Below are 24,672 nucleotides of genomic sequence, written 5' to 3'. Positions count from 1 at the left end.
CCTCCTGAAAAGAGAAACGGTGCCTCTTGCAAAGCCGTGGGCGGGTGTGCGGCGGCGCGCCTGTGCGGCGGCGAGCAGCGCAGGGCTCGTGGCCGGCGCGCGCCAGCGCGCTTCGTCAACTGACTCGTCGCGGCTGTCTGAGTGCAGCGAACGCAGTGAGCGTAGCGAGTTCCGCGACGCGGCCACGAGCCCGAGCAGCACAGCGCAGTCGCCGCACAGCGGCGACCGCCGCACCGGCGCGCTGCCGGGCACCCGCCCACGGCTTTGCCCCCGCCAAACCTTCACACGGCAAGCCAGACCAACCGGCATAAAAGGCACAAACGGCACAAACAGCCAGCCTCTCACCACTTGTCGGCCTTTCATGCGCCACGGGTCGGCCGAAGCGCGGTGGAGCAACTGACAAGAACATGGAATCGCAAGGCACCCCCTACGACCGCGCCGCCACCGGCGGCATCCAGATCGACGACACGTTCGCCGAGGCCTTTCCGATGAAAGGCACGCGGCTGATCGTCACCGCGCACACGCTCGAGTGGGCCCGGCATGCAGCCGTGGCCACCACGGGCTTCGCAACCTCGGTCATCGCCTGCGGTTGCGAAGCGGCGATCGAGCGCGAACTGCAGCCGGGTGAAACGCCCGACGGCCGACCCGGCTACGCGATCCTCATCTTCTCGATGAGCGGCAAGGAGCTAGCCAAGCAGATCGAGAGAAGAGTCGGCCAGTGCGTGCTGACCTGCCCGACCACCGCCGTCTATGCCGGCCTGCCGCCCGAGGCCGGCGACGCCGTGCCGCTCGGCAAGAACCTGCGCTTCTTCGGCGACGGCTGGCAGACCAGCAAGATGATCGAGGTGAACGGCACGCCCACGCGCTACTGGCGCGTGCCGGTCATGGACGGCGAGTTCGTCGCACAGGAAACCACGCCGGTCACCACCAAGGCCGTCGGCGGCGGCAACCTCCTCTTTCTCGCCAGGGACACCGACGCGGCCCTCGCGGGGGCCGAAGCCGCGGTGGCCGCGATGAAGAAAGTGCCTAACGTCATCATGCCCTTCCCCGGCGGCGTGGTGCGCTCGGGCTCCAAGGTCGGCAGTAAGTACCCTGCCCTGGGTGCCTCGACCAACGACGCCTACTGCCCCAGCCTGCGCGGCCTGGCGGCGCACAGCGAACTCGATGCCGAGACAAGGAGCGTGATGGAGATCGTGATCGACGGACTGACCGATGCCGACGTTGCCAATGCGATGCGCGCTGGCCTGGCCGCCATCATCGAGCGCGGCGTCGGCGCCGGCGTCACGCGCGTGGCGGCCGGCAACTACGGCGGCAAGCTCGGGCCGTTCCACTTTCATCTGCGCAAGCTGTTGCCGCAAGGCGGTGTCGCATGAGTGTCGTGCGCAGAAGCACCATGGCCATCGCAACCGCTGACGACTGCAATGTCTCGGCGGCCCGGCCAACCGCGATGCAATGGACGGAGGGCTCGCGATGAGCGGCTGGCGTCTCACCCTGCGGCAATCACCGGCCCTGCGCGTCGATCTGCGTTCGCTGGCGCCCTCGGTCCTGGCCGATCTTTCCGCCGACGCGGTGGCAAAGCTGCCGCTGCACCACGGCAACGAGACGCTCGCGCTCGGTGATCTGTTCGGCGTCGCGCCGCACGCCGACGGCGAACTGCTGCTCGAAGGCGATCTGGCGAAGTGCGACCGCATCGGCTGGCAGATGGCCGGCGGCCGTCTGCGCATCGAAGGCAACGCCGGCGACTACCTGGGCGCGGCCATGACCGCGGGCGAGATCGTGTGCAGCGGCAACGCCGGCCTGCTTGCCGCCTGCGAGATGTCGGGCGGCTTGCTCGACATCGGCGGCGACGCCGGCGACTTTGCCGCCAGCGCCCTGCCCGGCAGCATGGACGGCATGCGCGGCGGCACCCTGCTCGTGCGCGGCAACGCCGGCGCTCGCTTCGGCGACCGCATGCGGCGCGGCAATGCACTGGTGTTCGGCGATGCGGGCGACTTCCTCGCCTCGCGCATGGTCGCAGGCAGCATCGCCGTGGCCGGGCGCCTCGGCGCGCACGTCGGCTACGGCATGCGGCGCGGCACCGTCATCTGCGCCGGCGCGGCGCCGAAGCTGCCTGCGACCTTCGTGCCCAACGACACCTCGGTCGCCGTGTTCTGGCATCTACTGGCCACCAGCCTGGCCCGGCACGGCGGCGCCTTTGCCGGCCTCGCGGCGCGGCGGCCGGAGCGCCATGTAGGCGACCTCGGCGCGGGCGGCAAAGGTGAAGTGCTGCTGTGCCGCTGAGCCTCTGAACCGCGGCGCCGAACCAGGCTTTCCTCATTCATTGCAAGCATCGAGCAAGCCTCGCGTCCTTCGTGCACACCTCTCGCATTCCAGTCCATCAAACCACCCTGAACCATGAGCAAGACCTACACCTTCCACGCCGGTGAAGCCACGGTGCTCGCCGCCGACGGCCAGTTCACCGACGCCATGCCCGAAATCCTCATCGGCCGCACCGATGGCCCGGTGGGGGCAGCCTTTGCAAACATGATGGCGCAGAGCAAGGGCCACACCGCGATGTTCGCGATCCGCGCCTGCAACCAGCTGGTCCGCCCGGCAACGATGATGGTTCCCAAGGTCACCTTGAAGGACAGCGCCAACATCGACTTGTTCGGCGGCGTGGTGCAGTCCGCGACCGCCGACGCGGTGGTCGATTGCCTGATCGACGGCACGATCCCGAAGGAAGTGGCGAACGACCTGTGCATCATCAGCCTGGTGTGGATCGACCCGCGCTGCGCGAAGGACCCGAACCTGGACAGGAAGGACATGTACCGCACGAACCACGAGGCGACGATGCTGGCGATCAAGCGTGCGCTGAGCAACGAGCCGAGCGTGGAGGAGTTGATCGCCAACCGGCACAAGATCAGGCACGACATGGATGACTGGAGCTGAATCGATTCACCCTCACCTGCGGTGCGCGCAGCGGCTTGCAAGCCGCTGCCGCTCGGCGGGCTCGCCGCATGCGGCTCGAAAGCCCCGACTCGCCCCCAGCCCTCTCCCGCGAGCGGGAGAGGGAGCAAAGCCTCGAACCGCGCACACTGAGCGCATGAACCAAAAGGAACAGCTCCCTCGCCCCCGGCCACGGGCGAGAGGGCCGGCGTGAGGGGGTCGCGGCGCAGCACCGAACCCTCATGCAAACAACCCCCTTCGCCCTCCTCGACGACCGCAACGCGACCGACGAGCACCCCACCAGCCGGCTCTACACCGGCTATGCGCACGAGCGCCGCTGCACCGACCCCGCCACGCTCGACGCGATGTGGGCCGAGGTCGAATCCGACCAGCGCGCTGGCCTGCACGCGCTGGTGCTGGCCGACTACGAATGGGGCAACAAGCTGCTCGGCGCCGGCGTGCGCAAGGGCAGCGACGCGGCCGCCCTGCGTGTCCTGCTGTTCCACGAACTGCAACACCTGTCGGCGAGCGCCGTCGCGCTCTGGCTGGCCGAGCAGGAAGGCAGCACCGAGCCCGGCCCGGCCGGCGCGTTGGACGTGGAGGCGAGCGTGGACCGCACCGCCTTTCACGAAGCGATCGGTCGCATCCACGAAGCCATCCGCGCCGGCGAGACCTACCAGGTCAACTACACCTACCGGCTCGACTTCGCCGCCTACGGCACACCGGTCGCGCTATACCGCCGGTTGCGCGCCCGCCAGCCCGTGCCCTTCGGCGCCTTCATCGCGCTGCCTTCGAGCGACACGCCGGGCGCGGCCACGCACGTGCTCTCGTGCTCGCCCGAACTGTTCATCCGCCACCTTGCCGGTCACCTCACCGCCAAGCCGATGAAGGGCACGGCACCGCGCCGCAACGTGTTCGAGGGCGACAGCGAAACCGCGCGCCACCTGAGCCTGGACACCAAGAACCGCGCCGAAAACCTGATGATCGTGGACCTGCTGCGCAACGACCTCGGCCGCATTGCGCGCGTCGGCTCGGTCAGGGTGCCCGAGCTGTTCGAAATCGAGTCGCACGCCACGGTGTTCCAGATGACTTCGACGGTCCAGGCCGAGCTCGTCCCCGGCACCGGCTTTCCCGATTTGCTGCGCGCCAGCTTTCCGTGCGGCTCGATCACCGGCGCGCCCAAGCACCACACGATGGAGCTGATCGAGCAACTGGAGACGACGCCGCGCGGGCTTTATTGCGGCGCGATCGGCTGGGTCGACGCGCCGGTGACCGGTGCACGCTGCGGCGATGCGTGCCTCTCCGTGGCGATTCGCACGCTCACTCTCGGTGATGGGCAGAACGACGGCGTTCGGCCCGGCCGGCTCGGCATCGGTGCCGGCATCGTGCTCGACAGCGAGGCCGAAGACGAGTACGCCGAATGCCGGCTCAAGGGCCGCTTTCTCACCGCGCTGGACCCCGGCTTCGCGCTCATCGAAACCATGCACGCCAGCCGTGAGCACGGCGTGCGCCATCTCGAGCGCCACCTCGCGCGCCTGGCAGCCAGCGCGCAGGCGCTGGGCTTCGCCTGCGATCTGGAACTGGTGAAGGCGCGCATCCAGGCGCAGTTGCCCACCTTGCCGCCCGGCGGCCCGGCGCGGTTGCGCCTGGAGCTGGATGCGAGCGGCAGCGTCGCCCTCACCAACGCGCCGCTGATCGCGCTGCCGCAAGGCGAGGTGCGCGTGCGCATCGGGACCCAACCGCTGTCCGATGCCCGACCTCTGGCCGGGCACAAGACCACGCTGCGCGCGGAGTACGACGCCGGTGTTGCGGCGGCCGAATCCGAAGGCGCGTTCGACACGCTCTTCTTCACCACCGACGGCCGCCTCGTCGAAGGCGGCCGCAGCACGGTATTCGTGCGCCTGGACGGCCGCTGGTTCACCCCGCCGCTGGCCGACGGCGCCCTGCCCGGCGTGATGCGTGCCGTTGTGCTCGACGACCCGTCGTGGGCCGCGGCCGAACGCAGCGTCGACCTGGCCGACATGCAGCGCGCCGAGCGGATCGTGGTGTGCAACGCGCTGCGCGGCGCGCTTGAAGCCGTGATCGCCTGATCAAGGCGACCCCATAGGAACATCGATCGAGTCGGGTTCCGGTTCTTGCCGGCAGTGTCCTGGCCGCCGTGGCTGGCGAAGGAGCCCCGCGCCGTGCGAACTTTGCCAACTAGTTCACTCGGGCTAGCCATTCCGCAGACGGCCCTCCGACGATCGGTCGCAGACAGGCGATGAACGGTTTAAGCCGTAGCGACTCGGCTCCGATATAGAGGGTGAACCTCAGGATCGGAATCCGATGAACGCTTTCCAGCCCGCGCGACGCTCGCTTCAAGGCTTCACCTTGATCGAAGTGATGATCGTCGTGGCGATCGTTGCCATTCTCTCCACCATCGCTTTTCCCTCCTATTCGGACTACGTCCGGCGCGGACGGGTACAGGAAGCCTTCGGTCACTTGGCCGACTACCGCGTCAAGCTGGGGCAGTATTACCAGGACTACCGCAACTACGGCACCGCGGCCGGCGGCGCCTGCGCCAACGGCGCGGGCGCGCCCGCCTGGAACGACTTCGCGCCGGGCGACGTGGAATATTTCTCGTTTTCCTGCTCTCTCGCAGACGGATCGACGCAGGCCTACACGCTCACGGCCACGGGCATCAACGGCGCGAGCGGCAACGTTTACACCCTGAGCAGCGCCAACCGCAAAGGCACGAGCAGCTTCAAGGGGGTGGCGGTCGCCAAGGATGGCTGCTGGCTGGCACGCGGCAGCGAGTGCTGAGCACCCGATGAGCACCATGCGTCGCCAACGTGGTTTTTCCCTGATCGAAGTTGCGATCACCCTGACGATCGCGGCCTTGTTGATGATGGCCGGCTTGCCGAGCTTTCAGACCTGGCTGCAGAACACGCAGATCCGCAATGCGGCGGAGTCGATCCAAAACGGCATCCAGCGTGCGCGCATGGAGGCCGTGCGCGGCAACCGCAACGTCCGGTTCACGCTGGTTGCGCTCGATGACGCACGCAACATGGATTCCAGCTGCGCCGCTTCGGCGGCGGGCAGTTCATGGGTCATCAGCCTCGATGCGCCCGATGGCGAATGCGACGCCGCACCCGACGGGGCGACGGCGCCGCGCATCATCGAGACGCATGCCGCCGGAGACGGCCATCTCAGCGCCTTGATCGAAGCCACCGCGTCGAGCGGTGCGGCCGCCAGCACGCTCACCTTCAATGGCTTCGGGCGCCTGACGGGAGCCGATCCGATCTCCGTCGTCGGCATCTCGAGCGTTGCCAGCGGCAACTACCGAAATCTGAGGGTGGCGGTCAGCGCGGCCGGCGCGGTGCGCCTGTGCGACCCGGCGGTTGGCGCCGACGATCCCCGAAGCTGCTGAGGACAAGACATGCAAGCAAGAAAAACCTGCCGTCCGCGGCCGATCCACGCCCAAGCCGGCGTCGTCCTGATAGAAGCGCTCGTAGCCATGCTGATCTTCGTGATCGGGGTGCTCGGCATCGTCGGCTTGCAGGCGTCCATGACCCATGCCCAGACCAGCGCCAAGTTCCGCGGCGACGCTTCCTACCTTGCAACACAACTGGTGGGAACGATGTGGGGCGATATCCCGAATCTCGGCAATTACGGCACCGGCCAGTGCGATGCCTACGCGCGCTGCAGCGACTGGAAGCTCAAGGTGGCCGAAGTGCTGCCGGGCGGCAGCATCGACGTGGTCGTGGCCACCGGCCTGGTCACGGTCACGATCACCTGGACGGTGCCCAACGAGGGTCAACACAGCTACGCCACGTCCACCGCCATCCGCACCTGAAGACTCCCATGTCCAGACCCCTGCATCACCGAGCCGGCCGCAAACAGCACGGCTTCACCTTGATCGAGCTGATGGTTGGCGTGGTCATCGCGCTGCTGTCGACCCTGGTCATTGCCCAGACGCTCGTGCTTTCCGAAGGTCAGAAACGCAGCACGACGAACGGCAGCGACGCGCAGGTCAACGGCGCGTTGGCCCTCTACACCGTGCAACGCGAGGTGCAGATGAGCGGTTACGGCCTGGGCGCCGCACCCACCTCCCTGGGCTGCCCGATCCGGGCCCAGTTCGGCGCGACGGCGGTCGATCTCGATACGCTGGTGCCGGTGACCATCACCAACGGTGCCGACGGCGCCGCCGACACGGTCCGGCTGCTATCGAGCTCCAAGATCAACTTCTCGGTGCCCACCCAGGTCGTCGTGGATCATCCGAAAACCGCGGCGAACTTTTTCGTCAACACCACGCTGGGCATCAACGAAGGCGACCTCATGGTCGTGGTGCCCGAGCAATGGGACGCGGACAACTGGTGCAGCGTGGTGCAGGTCACCAACGACGCCGCGGGCGGCGGCGGCGGCGGCGGCAGCAGCAACGGCGGCGGCCAGGGCCAGAACCAGGTGATCCACAACAGCGGCACCGACGGTCCGTGGAACCAGCCGGGCGGACAGACCATCTTCCCGGACAACGGCTACCCCAAGGGCAGCACCCTGATCAACCTGGGCCAGATCATCGATCGCAGCTTCGCCGTGACGGCCGGCAATGCGCTTCAGCAGACGACCTTCAACGTCACGGCCCCCGCGACGCCGCTGGTCGAGGAACTGTTCCCGCACATCGTTCAGTTGCAGGCGTACTACGGCAAGGACACGTCGGCCCCTGCGGACGGCGTGGTCGACGTGTACGACGACGTCACCCCGACGACGCAGGCCGGCTGGGCGCAGGTGCTGACCGTGCGGGTCGCGGTGGTGGCGCGCAGCGCCCAGCGCGAAAGGGAGATCGTCACGACGGTCGACCCGTCCTGGAACGTCGGCACCGCAGCCGGGGTGAGCGGCGCTGCGGCCTGCGCTGCTTCTGCGGCCGCGTCCTGCGTGAGCGTCAAGGTCGGCGAAGCCGCGGACGAGGAATGGAAGCACTACCGCTACAAGTTGTTCGACACCGTCATTCCCCTGCGCAACGTCCTCTGGCAATCATGAGTTCTCGCAAGCTGCCCGTACCGAAACATCGCGCCACGGCCGGCGCCATGGCCGCCCGCCAGCGCGGCGCTTCACTGTTCTTCGCACTCATCGCCCTGGTGTCCATGGCGCTGGCGGCCGTGGCACTCGTGCGCTCGGTAGATACCGGTGCGCTGGTCGTCGGCAACATGGGCTTCAAGCAAGACACGACGATCGCCAGCGACCAGGTCGCCGAAGCGGCCATCGCCTGGCTGAGCGCCAACGCGGCAGGCAACACGCTTCAGGACAACGACAGTGCCGCGGGCTACTACGCCTCGAGCCTGGACACGCTGGATGCCGCGGGCAACGGCACCGACCCGGGGCGTTCCCTGGTCGACTGGAACGGCGACGGCTGCGCGTATGGCGGCAGCTTCACGGGCGCGTGCATCGCGCCGAGCCCGAGCGTCGGCTACAACGCCAACGCCGGCAGCTATGTCATCACGCGCCTTTGCGTCACGGTCGGCCCGCACAACGCGACGGGCAACAGTTGCGCAACGCCGCCTGCGGGTGTGGCCGAGCAAGGGCCCAATCGCGGCTCCATCAGCTACGTCACCGAGCGTCTGGCCGGCGCAGCGGGCGGGCCCTACTACCGGGTTCTCGTGCGCACGGTCGGTGGGCGCGGCACCGTCAGCTACACCGAAACCGTGCTGCATTTCTGAGCCCGATCCGATCGTCCCTGAGAGCCAGAACATGAACAACACAACGACTGCCGAGCGATCGCTGAAGGCGCTGCGCTGCACGGTGCTGGTTTTCGGGGCGATGGCAGCGCAAACCGCCGCCGCTGCGCCGGCCGACCTGTCGAAGGAGCCGCTGACGAACTCGAGCAGCGCCTCGATCCGGCCCAACGTGATGTTCGTGCTCGACGACTCGGGCAGCATGGGTTTCGACTTCGCGCCCGACCGGATCGGTCTGTACAAGTACACGAGCGTGTTGATTCCCAACGCGAGTGAAAAAGCCGATGCGGACACCAAGGTCTGCTTCGGCGTGGCAGCCGTCAACCCGACCTTCTACGACCCGGCGCTGACCTACCAGCCGCCCGTGCAGCCCAATGGCACGCCCTATCCCAATGCGGCTTTCGGCGCGGCCTGGCGCGACGGCTTCGACACCGATGCAGGCACCCGTGACCTGCGCAGCCTGGGCAACCTGTCCTCGCCCAGAACGCAGATCGGCGTCAGCGGCGGCAGCGCCGTCTATTCGCGCTTCTATTACGCCGCGTGGAACAAGACCGGCAAGCCGAAGTGCGGAGATTCGCAGAGCGCTTCGCCGCCCTCGTTTCCTGGCACCTACGACTACCGCAACTTCGACATCGTGACCGACGCGAGCGGCTTGTCGGCGGCGCAGAAGACGAACTACGCCAACTGGTACTCGTACTACCGGACCCGCATGCTGGCAATGCGCAGCGCTTCCGGGCGGGTCTTCGCCAACATCAATCCGTCGCGCTTTCGGGTGGGCTTTTCGACCATCAACGACACGCGTGCCACGGACAGCAGCTCGTTCCTGAACATTCGCAACTTCGACGCCGCCGATCAGCGCGACACCTTCTTCTCCAACCTGTACGGCACCGCGCCCAACGGCGGCACGCCGCTGCGCGCGGCGCTGTCCAAGGCGGGTCGCTACTACGCCGCCAAGCTTTCGGGGCAGGAGGATCCGGTCCAGTACTCCTGCCAGCGCAACTACACCATCCTGTCGTCCGACGGCTACTGGAACGACAGCAACCGCGCGGCCGTCAAGATCGACGGCTCGACGCCGGTCGGCAACCAGGACGGCGGCTCCACGCCACGGCCGCAGCTCGACGACATCGCCGACAACGGCCGCCCCGGCGGTGCCGGTAAGGAAGACACGCTGTCCGACGTGGCGATGTATTACTACAAGACCGACCTGCGCACCGGCGCGCTCGGCAATTGCAGCGTCGGACGAGACGGTGTGGACGTGAACGTGTGCACCAACAACGTGGGCCGCACCGCCAACGATCCGGCCGACTGGCAGCACATGAACACCATCACGCTCGGCCTCGGCGTGCCGGGCACGCTGGCCTACGACCCGAACTACGAGTTCCAGACCTCAGGGGACTTCTTCGAGATCAAGAACGGCACCAAGGCCTGGCCCAATCCCTACGCCAGCGCGACCGGCGGCGAGCGCATCGACGACTTGTGGCATGCCGCGGTCAACGGCCGCGGGCGCTACTACAGCGCAGACAACCCGGGCAGCCTCGCGACGAGCCTGACCGGCGCGCTCAACAGCATCGAATCCAGCAAGGGGTCCGGCACCTCCGCCTCGGCGAGCAACCTGCGCCCGGTGGCCGGCGACAACGCCATTTTCATCGCCAGTTACTACAGCGGCTCGTGGGACGGCGACATCAAGGCGCAGACCGTCGATCCGACCACCGGCATCATCGATTCGACCGTTCTTTGGAACGCACGCGTCCAGGTCACGGGGCAAAGCCCGAGCGCGCGCAGCCTTTACTTCTTCGATGCCGCCAGCCCCGGCAAGCTGTCGGCCTTCAACTATCTCAACCTGACGACGGCCGGCAAGAACGGCAGCTTCGACGGCATGTGCCCGGTCACCGGCGCGGGCAAGCTGAGTCAATGCCTGACGCTGTCCACCGAAGACAAAGTGCTGATCACTGGTGAGCGGCTGGTGAACTTCCTGCGCGGCGACGGCAGCCATGAGGCCTCGCCGAGCGCGGCTTCGCCGCTGTTTCGCTACCGTTACAACGAGAAGGAGGGCTATCGCAACGTGCTGGGCGACATCGTCAACGCGGCGCCGGTGTACGTGAAGAAGCCGAAGTTCCGCTACCTCGACAGCGGCTATGCCGAATTCGTCAACGCCGAGACCAGCGTCAATCGCAAGGGCGTCGTCTATGCCGGCGCCAACGACGGCATGCTGCACGCCTTCGACGCCACCACCGGTGCGGAGCTGTGGGGCTACCTGCCGAGCGCGGTGCTGCCCAAGCTGCACAAGCTCGCCGACCTCAACTACGCGACCCAGCACGACTACTTCGTCGATGCCGCGCCGACGGCAGGCGACGTGAAGAACGCGAGCGGCATTTGGCGCACCATCCTGGTCGGCGGGCTCGGCAACGGCGGGCGCGGCTATTACGCGCTCGACGTCACCAACCCCGACAGCCCCAAGGCGCTGTGGGAATACACGGAAGCCGACCTGGGTGCGACCTTCGGCAATCCGGTCATCACGAAGATCAACAACGGCGGCGACGGCCGCTGGGCGGTGATCTTCTCGTCGGGCTACAACAACGTCTCCGGCGGTAACGGCCAGAGCTACCTGTACGTGCTCGATGCCGTCACCGGCGCGCTGATCCGCAAGCTCCCCACGGGCGTCGGCGGCACCACGACGCCGAGCAACCTCGGGCGCATCAACAACTGGGTCGACGACGAGACCGACAACCTGACCGAGACCGTTTATGGCGGCGATCTCCTCGGCAACGTCTGGCGCTTCGACATCGGCGATGCGACTACTTCGAACTGGCGCGCCGTCCTGCTCGGCAAGACCGAAAGCGCCAGCGGTGCGGTGCAGTCGATCACGGTCAAGCCGGAGCTGACCGAGATCAAGGCGGGCGGCGTGAAGTACCGGCTCGTGTCTGTAGGCACCGGCCGCTACCTGGGCTCGAGCGACGTCGGCTCCACGGTCGTGCAGTCGGTCTACGTCTTCAAGGATTCGCTGGCCGCGACCGGCCTGGGCGTGTTGCGCAGCGTGCCGAACATGGTCAGGCAGACGCTGAGCAACTTCACCACTTCGACGGGCGTGGTGGCCCGCACGTTGGCCGATCCGCAGGCGGTGGACTGGAGCACCGACGCCGGCTGGTTCGTCGACTTCTCCCTGACCAGCGGCGAGCGCGTGGACATCGAGATGCGCCAGCAACTCACCCGCCTGAACGTCGCGACCAACGCCCCCGACCCGAACGCCTGCTCCTCGGGCGGCGCGGGCGGCACGTCGTGGCTGTACTACTTCGACATCGTCACCGGCTCCTACGTGACGACCTCGCAGGACGGCCTTCTGCTTGCCAGCAAGGTGGACGACACGACCACCGCTGGACAGGAAGTAATTCAACTCGCCGACGGTTCGCTCAAGACCATCGTCTGTTCGCGCGACGGCGAATGCATGACGCTGGACGACCCGCCCGCGCCGACGTCGGCGGTTGGTCTGCGCCGCACTTCCTGGCGCGAACTGATCAACTAATGCGGTCTTGAATCGATCGATCGATGCCTGCCCGCCGAGGCAGGCCTCGAGTTCGCGGCGCGGGTGCCGATAGTGTGGAAGACGGGTCTTCACCCGGATCTGCCTGGCATTCCCGTAGACGAGGTATCGATTGAATCGAGTTGCAGTTCTGACCGCCAGCGTCCTGGCTACCACCGTGGTCGGCGAAGTCCACGCGCAAACCTCGCAAGGGCTGCCGGCACGCACCATCGTGCGGCTCTTGCAGGATCACCCGCTTGGCACGAGTGCGCAGGAAATCCTCAGAAGGTCGCGCGAGCCGCTGAGCGCCGAGAGCTTGTCCCGCTTGAGTCAGCGCGCGGGGGTCGAGCTGAGCTGGATGAAGGCGCTGGCCGACGGGTCGCACGTCCTTGTGCCTGCAAACACCGGCATCGCGACTGCGGCGCAGATCGTCCAGCGGCTTCGCCAGACGCCCGGCGTCGAACGCGCGGAGAACGACGTGCCGGTGAGTGCCAGCGCCGTCCCTTCGGATCCCCTGTTAGGCCAGATGTGGCACCTCGCGCCCCCCGTGCCGAATTCGTATGGCGCCGATTTCCACGGCGCCTGGGATTTCACGAGCGGCTCGGCCAACGTGCGCGTGGCAGTGATCGACACCGGCGTGCTGCCCCATCCGGATCTGGTCGGCCCCGGTGGTGCGGTGAGCCCGCCCGGCGGTGCCCTGGCGTCCGAGGGCTACGACTTCATCAGCGATTGCCGGATTCGCGCCACCTGCGCGGCCGCGACGCCGAGTTCGAGCGCGGCGGTCGAGCCGGCCCCCGGTGCCCTCGACCGGGGCGACTGGATCTCTGCCGCTGACCGCAGCACATCGTTCTTCTCCGACTGCGCCCGCACAGACAGCACCTGGCATGGCAGCCACGTGGCCGGCACCGCCGTGGCGCTGGCGAACAACGGGGAAGGCATCGTCGGCGGGGCCTACGAAGCCCGGCTGTTGCCGGTGCGTGTGCTGGGCAAGTGCGGGGGCTACATGGCCGACGTCGCCGAAGCGCTGCGTTGGGCCGCCGGCGTTCATCCGACCATCGCGAACCCGACGCCCGCGAGGGTGGTGAACCTGAGCCTCGGCGCCACGGGAAGCTGCGGTCCCACGATGCAAAGTGCGATCGACGCGGCCGTGGCGGCGGGTGCAGCCGTGGTCGTCTCGGCCGGCAACGAGGCGGACGAGGCCTCCACATCGCTGTTGCCCAACTGCTCGAACGTGATCGCGGTCGCCGCAACGAACACCGCCGGCGATCTGGCGTATTACAGCAACTTCAGCACCGGCCACATTGCGCTGGCCGCACCGGGGGGTGACACGCGGTACAGCACCGCGGATGGCATCCTCTCCTTGTCGAACACAGGCACCACCACTCACGACAGCAGCGGCTGGACTTACCAATGGGCCCAAGGCACCAGTTCGGCGGCGCCGCACGTCTCGGCCGCGGCAGCGCTCGCACTGAGCCGCAACGAAGCGTTGACCGCCTTGCAACTGAGAGCGCTGTTGGTTCACGGCTCCTCGGTGACCGCCTTTCCCGACGGTAGCCGTTGCAAGACCCAAGGCGATTGCGGCGCGGGCATCCTCAACGCCCACCGGATCGCGGCCAACGCTGTGTCGCCCCTGACCCCCTCCACGGCATTGCTGGACTACGGCGCGGTGAGCTTGGATTTCGTCAGCACCCGCGATCTGACCGTCAGCAACACGGCAACGGGAACCACCAGCGTCGGTACGATCGGGCTCGGCGGCGACACCAGCTTCACCCTGGCCTCGGACGCCTGTTCGGGTCAAACACTGTCGCCATCGCAAAGCTGTGTGGTTCAGGTGTCGTTCTCTGCATCGGTAGAGGGCATGGCGTCGGGCACGCTCGGCATTCCGACGAGCGGCGGTGCGCAAGCGGCCCTGACCACGGTCGCACTCAGCGGTGCAGTCGGCTCGAAGTTGACCTCTGCTTCGACCAGCCTGACGCTTCAGGACCTCGTCGTCGGGCAGAACACCAGCGTGGCGGTGTCGTTCGAAAACAGGTACACGCAAACCGAGCGCGTCGCGCTGGTGACTCTCACCGGCGACAACGCAGCCGTCGCCGACGACGGCTGCAGCAACGTCGAGTTGGCTCCGGGTGCGAGCTGCGATGTAACGCTCACGATCACACCGCAAAGTTCCGGCGAGCTGAGCCTGTCGCTCAGCGCGAATACGGCCGGCGTCGGCGATCTCCCGTTCGTCGTCTCGATCGCGGCACGGGTGGCCGAGCCGAGCTCGGCCCGCAGCAGCGAAGGCGAAGGCGGAGGAGAAGGCGGCGGCGATGCAAGCACCGAGACGCCCGGCAGCAGCGGCTCGGGCGGTGGCGGCTGCAGCGTCCTGCGCTCCGGGGGCCTGCCCGACGCAACGCTGGCCCTGCTGGCGCTTCTTGCGCTTCTTGCGCTCACGGTCAGTGCATATCGCAAACGCAAGCCAGGCCATGCCGGATCGAAGTTTCTCGCACAGCAGCGCTGAGACGGCGACGCTGGCGGCCGCCGGCACGGTCGCCTGTGCCGGCCTGGCCGTCTGGGTGCTCAGGCAGGAGTGGGCGGCTCTCGGGGCGCTTTTAGCCGCTGCCGTTTGGGAAGAAGCGCTCTTTCGCGGCATGCTTCAGGGCGCGCTGCTCCGCAAAGCTTCGCTGGCAACGAGGCGGCTCGGCCTCAGCGGCGCCAATCTCCTGACCAGCGCATTGTTCTGTCTTGCGCACCTGTACCTGCATGCCGCCAATTTCCTGCCCGCTTACTTCGTCGCCTCGCTCGCCCTCGGCGCCCTGCGCGAGCGCAAGAACGGACTGGCTTGGCCGATCCTCGCTCATGCAGGATTCAACCTTGCGTGGTGGAGCGTGCTGCAGCCACTGTTCGAGCGGTGGTCCTGAACGCCGCCTGATCGCGCGGCCAGGGCACTGCAACCGGGCACTTTCGCACCGGCAGCACAACCAGCGGACCGCATGATGCAACTTGCACTCTTCGACCTCGACCACACGCTCATTCCCTTCGACAGCGGCATGGCCTGGACCCGCTTCCTGATCACGCGCGGCGTGCTCGGCGCCGAGTTCGAATCGATCTACCTCGAGGAGTGCAAGCTCTACGTGACCGGCGCACTCGACATCCACGCGCTGCATCGCACGATGGTCGCGCCGCTCGGGCGCCTGCCACGCGAAGAGCTTCGGAGCTTGCTGAAGGATTTCGGAACGGCCCTTCGGCCAACGCTGCCCGCCGGGGCGCAAGCCTTGGTTGAGCGCCACCGCGCAGCCGGCAACCTATGCTGCGTCGTCACCGCGACCACGCGCTTCATCGCCGAACGCTATGCATGCGGCTTCGGCATCGAACACCTGCTCGCGACCGAAGCAGCGGTCGATACCGGCGGCGCGCTGACCGGCGAGATCGACGGCCTGCCCTGCTACCGCGAGCACAAGCTCGCCAAGCTGCACGAATGGTTGCGGTCACGCGACCAAGGCTTCGGCGATTTCGACCGCTGCTGGTTCTACAGCGACTCCTTCAACGACCTGCGTCTGCTGCGCGCGGTGAGCGACCCCGTCGCTGTGCGTCCCGATGCCCGACTGCGTGCGCTGGCCGAGACCGAAGGCTGGCCGATCGAAATGCTCAGCGAAACGGCCGGCTGACGAAGCGCGAGCCGGCGAGGCCGAAGCGCCAGGGAATCTTCATCGCCTTGGAGATGCCGATGCGCGGCCCGACGACCACCGCGACCGGCCCGGTCGCCGGCTGCAACTCGAAAGGCGGTGCATCGAGCGGCAGGCCGTCGTGCTCGCGCGTGACGGCCAGCGCTTGGCACAGCCGCCCCGGTCCGGCACACAGCAGCCGCTCATCGGTCAGCCCCCGGCGCTGGCGCATCACGTGCAGACCGGCGATCGGCTCCAGCGCGCGGATCAGCACGCCCGCACCGTGTCCCGCCTCCCGGCACACGAAGTTCAGGCACCAGTGGATGCCATAGGAGCGGTACACGTACGCATGCCCCGGCGGGCCGAACATCGCGGCGTTGCGCGGCGTGCGGCCGGAGAAGGTGTGCGAAGCGGGGTCTTCGCGGTCATACGCCTCCGTCTCGACGATCCGGCCACCCACGCCGTTGATCAGCACGCAGGCGCCGATGAGCTGCCGCGCCACCTCGACCGAGGAAGCGGAGAAATCGATCGAAGGCGATGCGGCGGCCACGACGCGGCCGTCAGACGGAAGCCAAGGGCGACTACGGCCGAAGCCCAAACGCGTGCGGTCGCAAATTCGCGTAGAGGCCCTGGCGCACCGTGCCCGCCGGTGCGAGTCCGCGGCAGTGGAAGCCGCGTGTGTTGGCCAGCACGAGGCTGTTCGCCGGCGTGAGTACGGCCTGCGGCGGCTCGGCGCTCAGGCGGGCCAGATCATCCGCCCCTACACGGAAAGCCGAGGAACGCGCGCCGTTCGAGAGGACCTGGTGCCGCTCCCAGCGCCGGCGCCCACCGCCGCTGCGATGTGTGCCGGATGCGAAGAGCAACGGGCCGTCGTGCACGGTGACGGGCTCGAAAAAGTACCAGAGCTTGAAGGTGTCGTGGAAGGTATCGCAGTGCCATTGCCGCTGCGGGTCGGGATTGAGCGCTTCGTCGCCATGCACCAACTGGTAGAGCGAAAAGGCGTCGGGTTTCACCGCCACGCCGGTCAGGGCGCGCAGCAGGCCGCGCAAGGCGAGGTTCTCCGCAAAGGCGCCCAGCAGCAGTGGGCACCGCCTGTCTAGCGTGACGAAGCGATTGAGGCTGCCCCCGTCGGCACGGTCGAACCCGCCGTCGTTGGGCAGGCGGCGGCCGAAGCCGCGGCTCACGACGCGCGGGCTCGGCACCTCCACTTCATGCGCGGCGAGCCGCTGAGCGAATTCGCGGCGCGCCGGCTCGAGCAGCTCGGCGGGGAGCAGATTGCCTATGACCAGGAAGCCGTCGCGCCAGAGCCTTGCACGAAGGTCGGCTGCAGCCGGCCCGGCGCCGACGCGCCGCATGCGGCTGCACAAATCTGCGCCAATCACCCGGGCGCTGTGCAGGCCCAGGCGATTGAGCCGCGGCGAGCCGATCAGCGGGTGCTTGAAGCTCTTCTCGTTGGAAACGATGTCGATGAGCTGGCGCATGCGGCCTCCGCAGTTTCACGGCCAAATTCCGGCTCGCGGGTGTTTTGGCTATCGCACCGGCTGCCGCGCCCGGCTTCGCGGGCCAGGCATCTTTCATTTCCCACGGCCACGTTCCGGCCCGCGGGTGCCTTGCTTCGCAACGGCTGCCGCGCCCGACTTCGCGGGCCAGGCATCAGCCGTTGATCGCCGGTCGCACCACTTCGAGCTTGGCGCCGAAGCGCTTGAGGATGCTCTGCTCGATGCCCGCGGCGTCGAGCCCCAGCATCGCCAGCAGCTTGGCCGGGTCGCCGTGTTCGATGAACTCGTCGGGCAGTCCGAGCGTAAGCACAGGCAGCATCACGCCGGCCGCCTGCAGCGCCTCGAGCACCGCGCTGCCCGCACCGCCCTGCACGCAGCCTTCTTCCACGGTGACCAGTGCATCGTGGCTGCCGGCCAGCTTCAACAGCAGTTCGGTATCGAGCGGCTTGACGAAGCGCATGTTGGCGACCGTGGCGTCGAGCTTCTCCGCCGCGGCCAGCGCCGGGTACAGCAAGGTGCCGAAGGCGAGGATGGCGATGCGCCGCCCGCCACGGCCAGCCTCGCGTCGCACCTCGCCCTTGCCCCAGGGCAAGGCGGTGAGATCGTTTTGCGCAGCCGCGCCGGCACCCGCGCCGCGCGGATAGCGCACCGCCACCGGATGGTTCTGCTCGAACGCGGCGCTGAGCGCCTGTCGGCATTCGTTCTCGTCGGCCGGTGCTATCAGGCTGCAACCGGGGATGCAGCGCAGGTAGGCGATGTCGTAGGCGCCCGCGTGCGTGGCGCCGTCGGCACCGACGATGCCCGCGCGGTCGAGCGCGAACACCACCGGCAGGTTCTGGATCGCCACGTCGTGGATGAGCTGGTCGTAGCCGCGCTGCAGGAATGTCGAGTAGATGGCGACCACCGGCTTCAAGCCTTCGCACGCCAGGCCGGCGGCGAAGGTCACGGCGTGCTGCTCGGCGATGCCCACGTCGAAGTAGCGGCCCGGGAAACGCTTCTCGAACTCGACCATGCCCGAACCCTCGCGCATGGCCGGCGTGATGCCGACCAACCGCGGGTCTTTCGCAGCCATGTCGCACAGCCACTGGCCGAACACCTGGGTGAAGGTAGTCTTGCTTGGCGTGGCCGGCTTCTTGATGCCCTCGGCCGGATTGAAGGGCGTGGGGCCGTGGTACTTGACCGGGTCGGCCTCGGCGAGCTTGTAGCCGTAGCCCTTCTTGGTGACGACGTGCAGGAACTGCGCCCCGGGTTTGTCGCGCAGGTTCTCCAGTGTGGGAATGAGCGCATCGAGATCGTGGCCGTCGATCGGGCCGACGTAGTTGAAGCCGAACTCTTCGAAGATGGTGCCCGGCACGACCATGCCCTTGGCGTGCTCCTCAAAGCGGCGCGCCAGCTCGAACAGCGGCGGCGCGTTCTTTAGCACCGTCTTTGCACCTTCGCGCGCGGCGCCGTAGAAACGCCCGCTCATCAAGCGCGCCAGGTACTTGTTCAGCGCGCCGACCGGCGGGCTGATCGACATGTCGTTGTCGTTGAGCACCACCAGCAGGTCGGGCACCTTGCCGGCGTGCGGCATGCCGGCGTTGTTAAGCGCCTCGAAGGCCATGCCCGCCGTCATGGCGCCGTCGCCGATGATCGCCACCGCGCGGCGCGATTCGCCCTTGATCTGCGCCGCCAGCGCCATGCCCAGCACAGCGGAGATCGAGGTGGACGAATGCGCCGTGCCGAAGGTGTCGTACTCGCTCTCGGCACGGCGCGGAAAACCGCTGATGCCGCCGAGCTGCCGCAGGCTGGGCATGCGGTCGCGCCGCCCGGTGAGGATCTTGTGCGGGTAAGTCTGGTGGCCCACGTCCCACACCAGCCGGTCGCGCGGCGTCTCGAACACGTGGTGCAGCGCGATGGTCAGCTCCACCGTGCCGAGGTTGCTCGACAAATGCCCGCCCGTTGCCGACACGCTGGCCAGCACGTGCGCGCGCAATTCGCCGGCCAGTTGCTTGAGTTCGGTGCGCGAGAGGCCGCGCAGATCGGCCGGCGTTTCGATGGTGGACAGCAGCGGGTAGGACTTCATGGAAACATCAGCATTCACGCTCGACCACCTTGTCGGCCAGCACGCTCAGCCACATGGCGCCGGGCAGACCGCTGCGGGCCAGCGCGGCTTGCGCCTGCCCGCATAGATCTTCGGCGCGGCGCTGTGCCGCGTCGAGGCCGAGCACCGTGACGTACGTGGGTTTGTTGTTGGCGGCATCCTTGCCCGCGGTCTTGCCCAGCAGGTGCGATGCCTGGGTCACGTCGAGAATATCGTCGACCACCTGGAAGGCCAGGCCGATTGCCGAGCCGTAGTCGGACAAGGCATCCCAGGCATGCGCCGGCACCTCGCCGCAGGCCGCGCCCATCAGCACGCTGGTCTGCAGCAATGCACCGGTCTTGCGGCGGTGCATGTCGCCGAGCGCCTGCTCGTCGAGGGAGCGGCCGACGCTGGCCAGGTCGATGGCTTGGCCGCCGGCCATGCCGTCCTGACCAGCCGCGCGCGCCAGCAGGCCGCACAGGCGGGCCTGCAGGGCGGGCGGCACGGCCGCGCCGTCGAGGCCGGCAGGCGTGAGCACCTCGAAGGCCAGCGCCTGCATCGCGTCGCCGGCGAGCATGGCCTGGGCCTGGCCGAACTTCACGTGCACGGTGGGCTTGCCGCGGCGCAGCACGTCGTCGTCCATGCAGGGCATGTCGTCGTGAATGAGCGAATAGGCATGAATCAGCTCGACGGCGCAGGCTGCGCGCATGGCCGCTTCCGCGCTGCCGTTCACCGCCTCGGCGGCCGCCAGCACGAGCAACGGACGCAGGCGCTTGCCGCCGTCGAGCACGCCATAGCGCATGGCCACGCCGAGGCCGGCAGGGGCATGCTCCGGCACCCAGCGCTCGAGTGAGCGCTCCACGCCGGCCAGGTGCTGGCGCGACCAACCTTCGAATTCGTCGCGTTTCATGTCGCATTCCACGGCTGCAGCTGCCCGTTTTCCAGCAACTGCACCTGGTGCTCGACCGCCTCGAGCCGGCCGCGGCAAAAGGCAAGCAGGACAGCACCGCGCTTGTAGCTTTCGAGCAGTTGGTCGAGCGGGAGCTGGCCGGCTTCCATGGCGACGACGAGGCGTTCGAGTTCGGACAGAGCGCTCTCGTAGCTCTCGGGCTCTGTAGGTACGGTCTCGGGCAAGGGCTGGACCCAGTTGAATGGAGCGGATCGAAGATTGTAGTCAGCGGCTCGCCCGGGCCACCGGCTTGGGGGAGCCGTTTATGACAAGCGGCTTTTTCCTCGTGCAGCCGGCCAGTGAGTCAAGGCGAGCGAGCGCGCAAGCCGACCCTGCCTGCCCCTGCGAAAAACAGGCGCCTTTAGAATTCACGCCCCTGCCGCTGTACGGTCCGGCCTCGCGCTCTCCAAGCCGGCTTTCGGTGCAGGACGGCGCCAAGCCGCCTGCAGACGTCCCTCGGTCCCTTGAAGGAGATCCTGCGGATCATGTCCGACCTGAGCATTACCCGCGAAGCCCTGGAGCGCAGCCGCGCGCAGCCCACCGTGGCGGCCTATTTCGACGAGGCTGCGTATCAGCGCGAGCAGGAGCTCATCATCAGGCCCGGCCCGCGCTACTTGGGGCATGCCCTGTCGGTGCCGGAGGTGGGTGACCACCATGCATTGCTGCAGGAAGGCGAAGGCCGCGCGCTGGTGCGCACGTCGGACGGCATCGAGCTGATCTCCAACGTCTGCCGGCATCGGCAGGCAGTGATGCTGCGCGGGCGCGGCAACACCCGCAGCAACATCGTGTGCCCGCTGCACCGCTGGACCTACGATCTGTCAGGCCGGCTGGTCGGCGCGCCGCATTTCCCCGACGATCCCTGCCTGCACCTGCGCAATTACCCGGTGCAGCAGTGGAACGGCCTGCTGTTCGAAGCGCCCTCCGCGGCGCAGGGTAGCGCGCAGGCCGAGGCCAGGCCGCACGGTCGCGACGTGGCGGCCGACCTGGCCCGCCTGCATCTGCCCGCCGAACTCGATTTCTCCGGCTACGTGCTCGACCGCGTGCACTTGCACGAGTGCAACTACAACTGGAAGAGCTTCATCGAGGTCTACCTCGAGGATTACCACGTCGGGCCTTTCCACCCGGGCCTGGGCAATTTCGTCGCCACCGACGACCTGCGCTGGCAGATGGGGCCCGAGTTCTCGTTGCAGACCGTGGGCATCGCCCACCACGCCGGCGAAGCGCTCGGCAAGCCGGGCTCGGACGTCTACAAGCAGTGGCACGAAGTGCTGCTCAACCACCGCCGCGACGCCCACGAGGGGGTGCCGCCGCGGCACGGCGCGATCTGGCTGACGTACCACCCGACCGTGATGCTCGAGTGGTACCCGCATGTGCTCGTGGTTTCCACGCTCTACCCGCGTGGGCCGCGCAAGACGCTCAATCAGGTGGAGTTCTTCTACCCCGAGGAGATCGCGGCCTTCGAGCGCGAGTTCGTCGAAGCTCAGCAGGCCGCCTACATGGAAACCTGCATCGAAGACGACGAGATCGCGCTGCGCATGGACGCCGGCCGCGAAGCCCTGTGGCGTCGCGGCGACGACGAGGTCGGCCCCTACCAGAGCCCGATGGAAGACGGCATGCAGCACTTCCACGAGTGGTACCGGCGCCGCATGCAGGCCGCCCACCCCTGAGCGCCGAAGGTCCGCCCCCGGGCGACAAGGCGAGCGCGCCATCGGCAAGCGGGCGCGTGCGAAAGCCGATGCCCGCGCCGCTCATGATGGCGCTGGCCACGCTGCTGTTCGCGCTGATGGGCGTGTGCGTCAAGTTCGCTTCGGCGCACTACCCCACCGGCGAGATCGTGTTCTACCGCGGCGTGGTCGGCGCACTCACGATGGCGGTGCTCATGTGCCATGCAGGCACCTCCCTTCGCACGCCGGTGCCCGGCATGCACCTGTGGCGCAGTGCCTGCGGCGTCACCTCGCTGAGCCTGTGGTTCTACGCGATCGGCGGCCTGCCGCTGGCTACGGCGATGACGCTCAATTACATGTCCTCGGTGTGGATGGCGCTGTTCCTCATCGGTGCGGCGCTGCGCATGGGCGCGGAGCGCGTCGATCGGCGCCTGATCGCAACGGTGGTGATCGGCTTCGTCGGCGTCGCGCTGATCCTGCGGCCGACCATCGAGCGCGATCAGCTCGTCCATGGTCTGGTCGGGCTGGTGTCGGGCATGCTGGCGGCGATGGCCTACCTGCAGGTGTCGGCGCTCGGGCGCATCGGCGAGCCAGAAACCCGGGTGGTCTTCTACTTCTCCATCGGCAGCATGGCGGCAGGCCTGGCCATCACCCTGCCCTTCACCGGCTTGAGCACCGACCACAGCCTCGGCGGAGGCGCGCTGTTGCTTGCCGTCGGAGTATTCGCGACCGCCGCGCAGCTGCTCATGACGCAGGCCTATACGCGCGGGCGGGCACTCGTCAACGCGAGCTTGCAGTATCTGGGCATCGCCTACTCTTTCCTGTTCGGCGTGCTGCTGTTCGACGACCCGGTCACGCCGATCGCGCTGGCGGGCATCGCGATGGTGATCGCCGCCGGGCTCACCGCCACGCGGCTGCGCGTCGCGGTCGCTTCCCAAGAAACCGCCCGAACCTCTGCCGACTCCCGACGCCAATGAAGCTGCCTCACCCCCTGATCGACACGGCCGCGCTGGCCGCAGCCCTGTCGGGCGATGACGCCGAGCGCCGGCCACTGCTGCTCGACTGTTCCTTCGATCTCGCCGATCCCGGCGCCGGCGAGCGCAGCTATCAGCAAGGGCATCTGCCGGGCGCGCACTACCTGCACCTCGATCACGATCTGGCGGACCACACTCCGCCGGCGGACGGGCGCTTGCGCGGCCGGCATCCGCTGCCCACGCGCGAGGCCTTCGCCGCGACCCTGGGCCGCCTGGGGGTGACGCCCGCCACGGCTGTGGTGGCGTACGACCGGCAAGACGCGATATTCGCGGCGCGCGCCTGGTGGATGCTGCACTGGCTCGGCCACCGCGACGTGGCGGTGCTCGACGGGGGCCTGCCTGCCTGGGTCGCACTCGGCGGCGCACTCAGCCAACACATGCCCCGGCCGCAAGCGGCTGGGCCCTATCCCGTTGCCGCTTCGCTGGTGCCCGCGGTGGATGCCGGCGCGCTGCAGGCCGCACTGGGCCGGGTGCGGCTCATCGACGCGCGCGCAGCGGAGCGCTTCCGCGGCGACGCGGAGCCGCTCGACCCGGTGGCCGGCCACATTCCCGGCGCGCTCAACCGGCCTTTCAAGCACAACCTCGACGAGCACGGCCGTTTCCTCGGCCCTGGAGCGCTGCGCGCCGCGTTCGAGCCGCTGCTGGGCGGTCGATCCGGCAGCGAAGTCGTGCACCAGTGCGGCTCCGGCGTCACCGCCTGCCACAACCTGCTGGCCATGGAGGCCGCCGGCCTGACCGGCTCGGTGCTCTATCCGGGTTCGTGGAGCGAGTGGTGCGCCGATCCGTCGCGGCCGGTGGCACGCGGTTGACGATTTCCGGCCGTGCGGTCGAGTGACCGCGGCGGCAAGCCGCGACACAACTGGTAGTTCCTGCGACAGGCATGGGTTTTGCCGGCCCTGGGCAGGCCGCCACCGGTCTTTCCATGAGGACGCCCGCATGAAAACAAGTTGCATCCCTGCTCTCTTCGCCGCTCTGACCGCCGGCGCTTTCGCCCAGACCTCCGCCCCTGCGGCCGACACCGCATCCGCTCCTGAAGCCGCCCAGGGCGATGCCCCCTACAAGGTGGTCGACGGCTACAAGGTCGACCCGGCCACCCTGCAAGGCTTTCGCACCTGGCGCGCGGCCACCTGCGACCGCTGTCATGGTGCCGAGCAGGAAGGCTTGGTCGGTCCTTCGCTCATTGCGGGGATGCAGCGGCTGAGCAAGAAAGATTTCGTCGACATCGTCGCCAACGGGCGCTTCGTGCGCGGCGTCATGCCGGCCTACAAGACCAACAAGGACGTGATGGCGCACATGGACGAGCTCTACGCCTACCTGAAGGGCCGCTCGGACGGCGCCATCACGCGCGCCAAGGTCGAGGCGATGGACAAGTAGCCGCTCGATCCGCGTCCGCTTGTCCTGGAAGCGGCAGGCCGCCTTGCTCGACGCGCTCGATCCACAAGCACTCGCCACACGACGAGGGCCGGGCTTACCCTCGAGCGAGGCTGCAGCGAGTACCGGTGCTTGACCTGCATGCCGCCCTGCCGCACGCTGCGAGGGTCAGCAGACCGGCGAGGGCGTGCCGCCCCGCCGCATTCGATCCGGAGGGACGCCATGTACAAATGCATCCTCGTGCCGACCGACGGCAGCGACGTGACCGGCAAGGCGGTCACAACCGCCATCACGCTGGC

At 68.0% G+C, this 24,672-nt stretch carries 22 protein-coding genes; 17 read left to right on the top strand and 5 right to left on the bottom strand.

Translation table 11 applies throughout. The features are described from left to right. The first annotated feature begins 407 nt into the window (after positions 1–407). The 13 genes from fhcD (at position 408) to H0W40_RS12985 (ending at position 15,797) form a co-directional block, all read left to right on the top strand. Positions 408–1,373 (top strand): formylmethanofuran--tetrahydromethanopterin N-formyltransferase, encoded by a 966-nt coding sequence (gene fhcD / locus H0W40_RS13045; protein ID WP_292446805.1) that lies wholly within the window; start codon positions 408–410, stop codon positions 1,371–1,373. 97 nt (positions 1,374–1,470) lie between these two features. Then, a complete protein-coding gene (locus tag H0W40_RS13040; RefSeq protein ID WP_292446803.1) occupies positions 1,471–2,280 on the top strand; it encodes a formylmethanofuran dehydrogenase subunit C in 810 nt (269 codons plus the stop codon). Positions 2,281–2,394: 114 nt separating this feature from the next. Further along, positions 2,395–2,928, top strand: a complete 534-nt coding sequence (fae, locus tag H0W40_RS13035; RefSeq protein WP_292446801.1) for a formaldehyde-activating enzyme — start codon at positions 2,395–2,397, stop codon at positions 2,926–2,928. 239 nt (positions 2,929–3,167) lie between these two features. After that, complete coding sequence (locus H0W40_RS13030; protein WP_292446799.1) at positions 3,168–5,015, top strand: bifunctional anthranilate synthase component I family protein/class IV aminotransferase; 1,848 nt, start codon at positions 3,168–3,170, stop codon at positions 5,013–5,015. 235 nt (positions 5,016–5,250) lie between these two features. Further along, a complete protein-coding gene (locus H0W40_RS13025) occupies positions 5,251–5,727 on the top strand; it encodes a type IV pilin protein (protein WP_292446795.1) in 477 nt (158 codons plus the stop codon). Between the two features lie 7 nt (positions 5,728–5,734). After that, on the top strand, positions 5,735–6,334 hold the full coding sequence (locus H0W40_RS13020; protein ID WP_292446793.1) for a GspH/FimT family pseudopilin: 600 nt from the start codon (positions 5,735–5,737) through the stop codon (positions 6,332–6,334). A gap of 9 nt (positions 6,335–6,343) precedes the next feature. Next, positions 6,344–6,760 (top strand): pilus assembly protein PilV, encoded by a 417-nt coding sequence (locus tag H0W40_RS13015; RefSeq protein WP_292446791.1) that lies wholly within the window; start codon positions 6,344–6,346, stop codon positions 6,758–6,760. Between the two features lie 8 nt (positions 6,761–6,768). Further along, entirely contained in the window at positions 6,769–7,941 is a 1,173-nt protein-coding gene (locus tag H0W40_RS13010; RefSeq protein ID WP_292446788.1) for a PilW family protein, read from the top strand. Beyond that, positions 7,938–8,618, top strand: coding sequence for a pilus assembly protein PilX (locus H0W40_RS13005; protein WP_292446787.1), 681 nt, complete (start codon positions 7,938–7,940; stop codon positions 8,616–8,618). Before H0W40_RS13010 ends, H0W40_RS13005 begins: the two co-directional genes overlap by 4 nt. A 31-nt stretch (positions 8,619–8,649) precedes the next feature. Then, the gene (locus tag H0W40_RS13000; protein WP_292446785.1) at positions 8,650–12,153 is read left to right on the top strand and encodes a PilC/PilY family type IV pilus protein; all 3,504 of its coding nucleotides are present in this window, start codon (positions 8,650–8,652) and stop codon (positions 12,151–12,153) included. Positions 12,154–12,283: 130 nt separating this feature from the next. Further along, positions 12,284–14,650: a S8 family serine peptidase gene (locus tag H0W40_RS12995; RefSeq protein WP_292446782.1), complete on the top strand. Its 2,367-nt coding sequence runs from the start codon at positions 12,284–12,286 to the stop codon at positions 14,648–14,650. Further along, positions 14,616–15,050: a JDVT-CTERM system glutamic-type intramembrane protease gene (gene mrtJ / locus H0W40_RS12990; protein ID WP_292446780.1), complete on the top strand. Its 435-nt coding sequence runs from the start codon at positions 14,616–14,618 to the stop codon at positions 15,048–15,050. Before H0W40_RS12995 ends, mrtJ begins: the two co-directional genes overlap by 35 nt. A 75-nt stretch (positions 15,051–15,125) precedes the next feature. Further along, complete coding sequence (locus H0W40_RS12985) at positions 15,126–15,797, top strand: HAD family phosphatase (RefSeq protein ID WP_292446779.1); 672 nt, start codon at positions 15,126–15,128, stop codon at positions 15,795–15,797. On the opposite strand, the gene H0W40_RS12980 is transcribed toward H0W40_RS12985, so the two are convergent. From H0W40_RS12980 to xseB, 5 genes are all read right to left on the bottom strand, one after another. After that, positions 15,778–16,344: a DNA-3-methyladenine glycosylase gene (locus H0W40_RS12980; RefSeq protein ID WP_292446778.1), complete on the bottom strand. Its 567-nt coding sequence runs from the start codon at positions 16,342–16,344 to the stop codon at positions 15,778–15,780. The two genes, H0W40_RS12985 and H0W40_RS12980, sit on opposite strands and share 20 nt — an antisense overlap. A gap of 31 nt (positions 16,345–16,375) precedes the next feature. After that, positions 16,376–17,275, bottom strand: coding sequence for a phytanoyl-CoA dioxygenase family protein (locus H0W40_RS12975; RefSeq protein WP_292446775.1), 900 nt, complete (start codon positions 17,273–17,275; stop codon positions 16,376–16,378). Between the two features lie 172 nt (positions 17,276–17,447). Then, a complete protein-coding gene (gene dxs, locus H0W40_RS12970) occupies positions 17,448–19,358 on the bottom strand; it encodes a 1-deoxy-D-xylulose-5-phosphate synthase (protein WP_292446774.1) in 1,911 nt (636 codons plus the stop codon). Between the two features lie 7 nt (positions 19,359–19,365). Beyond that, a complete protein-coding gene (locus H0W40_RS12965) occupies positions 19,366–20,265 on the bottom strand; it encodes a polyprenyl synthetase family protein (protein ID WP_292446772.1) in 900 nt (299 codons plus the stop codon). Further along, entirely contained in the window at positions 20,262–20,489 is a 228-nt protein-coding gene (xseB, locus tag H0W40_RS12960) for an exodeoxyribonuclease VII small subunit (protein ID WP_292446769.1), read from the bottom strand. Before xseB ends, H0W40_RS12965 begins: the two co-directional genes overlap by 4 nt. Before the next feature lie 300 nt (positions 20,490–20,789). Here xseB and H0W40_RS12955 point away from each other — a divergent pair, with 300 nt between their 5' ends. The 4 genes from H0W40_RS12955 (at position 20,790) to H0W40_RS12940 (ending at position 24,376) form a co-directional block, all read left to right on the top strand. Continuing rightward, the gene (locus tag H0W40_RS12955; RefSeq protein ID WP_292446768.1) at positions 20,790–21,971 is read left to right on the top strand and encodes an aromatic ring-hydroxylating dioxygenase subunit alpha; all 1,182 of its coding nucleotides are present in this window, start codon (positions 20,790–20,792) and stop codon (positions 21,969–21,971) included. A 68-nt stretch (positions 21,972–22,039) separates the two neighbouring features. After that, entirely contained in the window at positions 22,040–22,945 is a 906-nt protein-coding gene (locus tag H0W40_RS12950) for a DMT family transporter (RefSeq protein ID WP_292446766.1), read from the top strand. A gap of 2 nt (positions 22,946–22,947) precedes the next feature. Continuing rightward, the gene (locus H0W40_RS12945) at positions 22,948–23,811 is read left to right on the top strand and encodes a sulfurtransferase (protein WP_292446808.1); all 864 of its coding nucleotides are present in this window, start codon (positions 22,948–22,950) and stop codon (positions 23,809–23,811) included. 127 nt (positions 23,812–23,938) lie between these two features. Next, positions 23,939–24,376, top strand: coding sequence for a cytochrome c (locus H0W40_RS12940; protein ID WP_292446764.1), 438 nt, complete (start codon positions 23,939–23,941; stop codon positions 24,374–24,376). Positions 24,377–24,672 lie beyond the last annotated feature (296 nt).

The sequence above is a fragment of the Methylibium sp. genome, from assembly GCF_013817345.1.
Classification (GTDB): domain Bacteria; phylum Pseudomonadota; class Gammaproteobacteria; order Burkholderiales; family Burkholderiaceae_C; genus Methylibium.
The sequence above is the reverse complement of the archived record's forward strand: the minus strand, read 5'-3'. Positions and strand labels throughout refer to the sequence as shown.

What these genes read in the sequence shown, in the direction of transcription:
- H0W40_RS13020 (WP_292446793.1), top strand. Translation starts at nt 5,735, where the DNA reads ATGAGCACCATGCGTCGCCAACGTGGTTTTTCCCTGATCGAAGTTGCG.
- H0W40_RS12985 (WP_292446779.1), top strand. Translation starts at nt 15,126, where the DNA reads ATGCAACTTGCACTCTTCGACCTCGACCACACGCTCATTCCCTTCGAC.
- H0W40_RS12940 (WP_292446764.1), top strand. Translation starts at nt 23,939, where the DNA reads ATGAAAACAAGTTGCATCCCTGCTCTCTTCGCCGCTCTGACCGCCGGC.
- H0W40_RS13000 (WP_292446785.1), top strand. Translation starts at nt 8,650, where the DNA reads ATGAACAACACAACGACTGCCGAGCGATCGCTGAAGGCGCTGCGCTGC.
- fhcD (WP_292446805.1), top strand. Translation starts at nt 408, where the DNA reads ATGGAATCGCAAGGCACCCCCTACGACCGCGCCGCCACCGGCGGCATC.
- mrtJ (WP_292446780.1), top strand. Translation starts at nt 14,616, where the DNA reads ATGCCGGATCGAAGTTTCTCGCACAGCAGCGCTGAGACGGCGACGCTG.
- H0W40_RS12975 (WP_292446775.1), bottom strand. Translation starts at nt 17,275, where the DNA reads ATGCGCCAGCTCATCGACATCGTTTCCAACGAGAAGAGCTTCAAGCAC.
- H0W40_RS12965 (WP_292446772.1), bottom strand. Translation starts at nt 20,265, where the DNA reads ATGAAACGCGACGAATTCGAAGGTTGGTCGCGCCAGCACCTGGCCGGC.
- dxs (WP_292446774.1), bottom strand. Translation starts at nt 19,358, where the DNA reads ATGAAGTCCTACCCGCTGCTGTCCACCATCGAAACGCCGGCCGATCTG.
- H0W40_RS13025 (WP_292446795.1), top strand. Translation starts at nt 5,251, where the DNA reads ATGAACGCTTTCCAGCCCGCGCGACGCTCGCTTCAAGGCTTCACCTTG.
- H0W40_RS13015 (WP_292446791.1), top strand. Translation starts at nt 6,344, where the DNA reads ATGCAAGCAAGAAAAACCTGCCGTCCGCGGCCGATCCACGCCCAAGCC.
- H0W40_RS12950 (WP_292446766.1), top strand. Translation starts at nt 22,040, where the DNA reads ATGCCCGCGCCGCTCATGATGGCGCTGGCCACGCTGCTGTTCGCGCTG.
- H0W40_RS13010 (WP_292446788.1), top strand. Translation starts at nt 6,769, where the DNA reads ATGTCCAGACCCCTGCATCACCGAGCCGGCCGCAAACAGCACGGCTTC.
- H0W40_RS12955 (WP_292446768.1), top strand. Translation starts at nt 20,790, where the DNA reads ATGTCCGACCTGAGCATTACCCGCGAAGCCCTGGAGCGCAGCCGCGCG.
- H0W40_RS13030 (WP_292446799.1), top strand. Translation starts at nt 3,168, where the DNA reads ATGCAAACAACCCCCTTCGCCCTCCTCGACGACCGCAACGCGACCGAC.
- H0W40_RS13040 (WP_292446803.1), top strand. Translation starts at nt 1,471, where the DNA reads ATGAGCGGCTGGCGTCTCACCCTGCGGCAATCACCGGCCCTGCGCGTC.
- H0W40_RS13005 (WP_292446787.1), top strand. Translation starts at nt 7,938, where the DNA reads ATGAGTTCTCGCAAGCTGCCCGTACCGAAACATCGCGCCACGGCCGGC.
- fae (WP_292446801.1), top strand. Translation starts at nt 2,395, where the DNA reads ATGAGCAAGACCTACACCTTCCACGCCGGTGAAGCCACGGTGCTCGCC.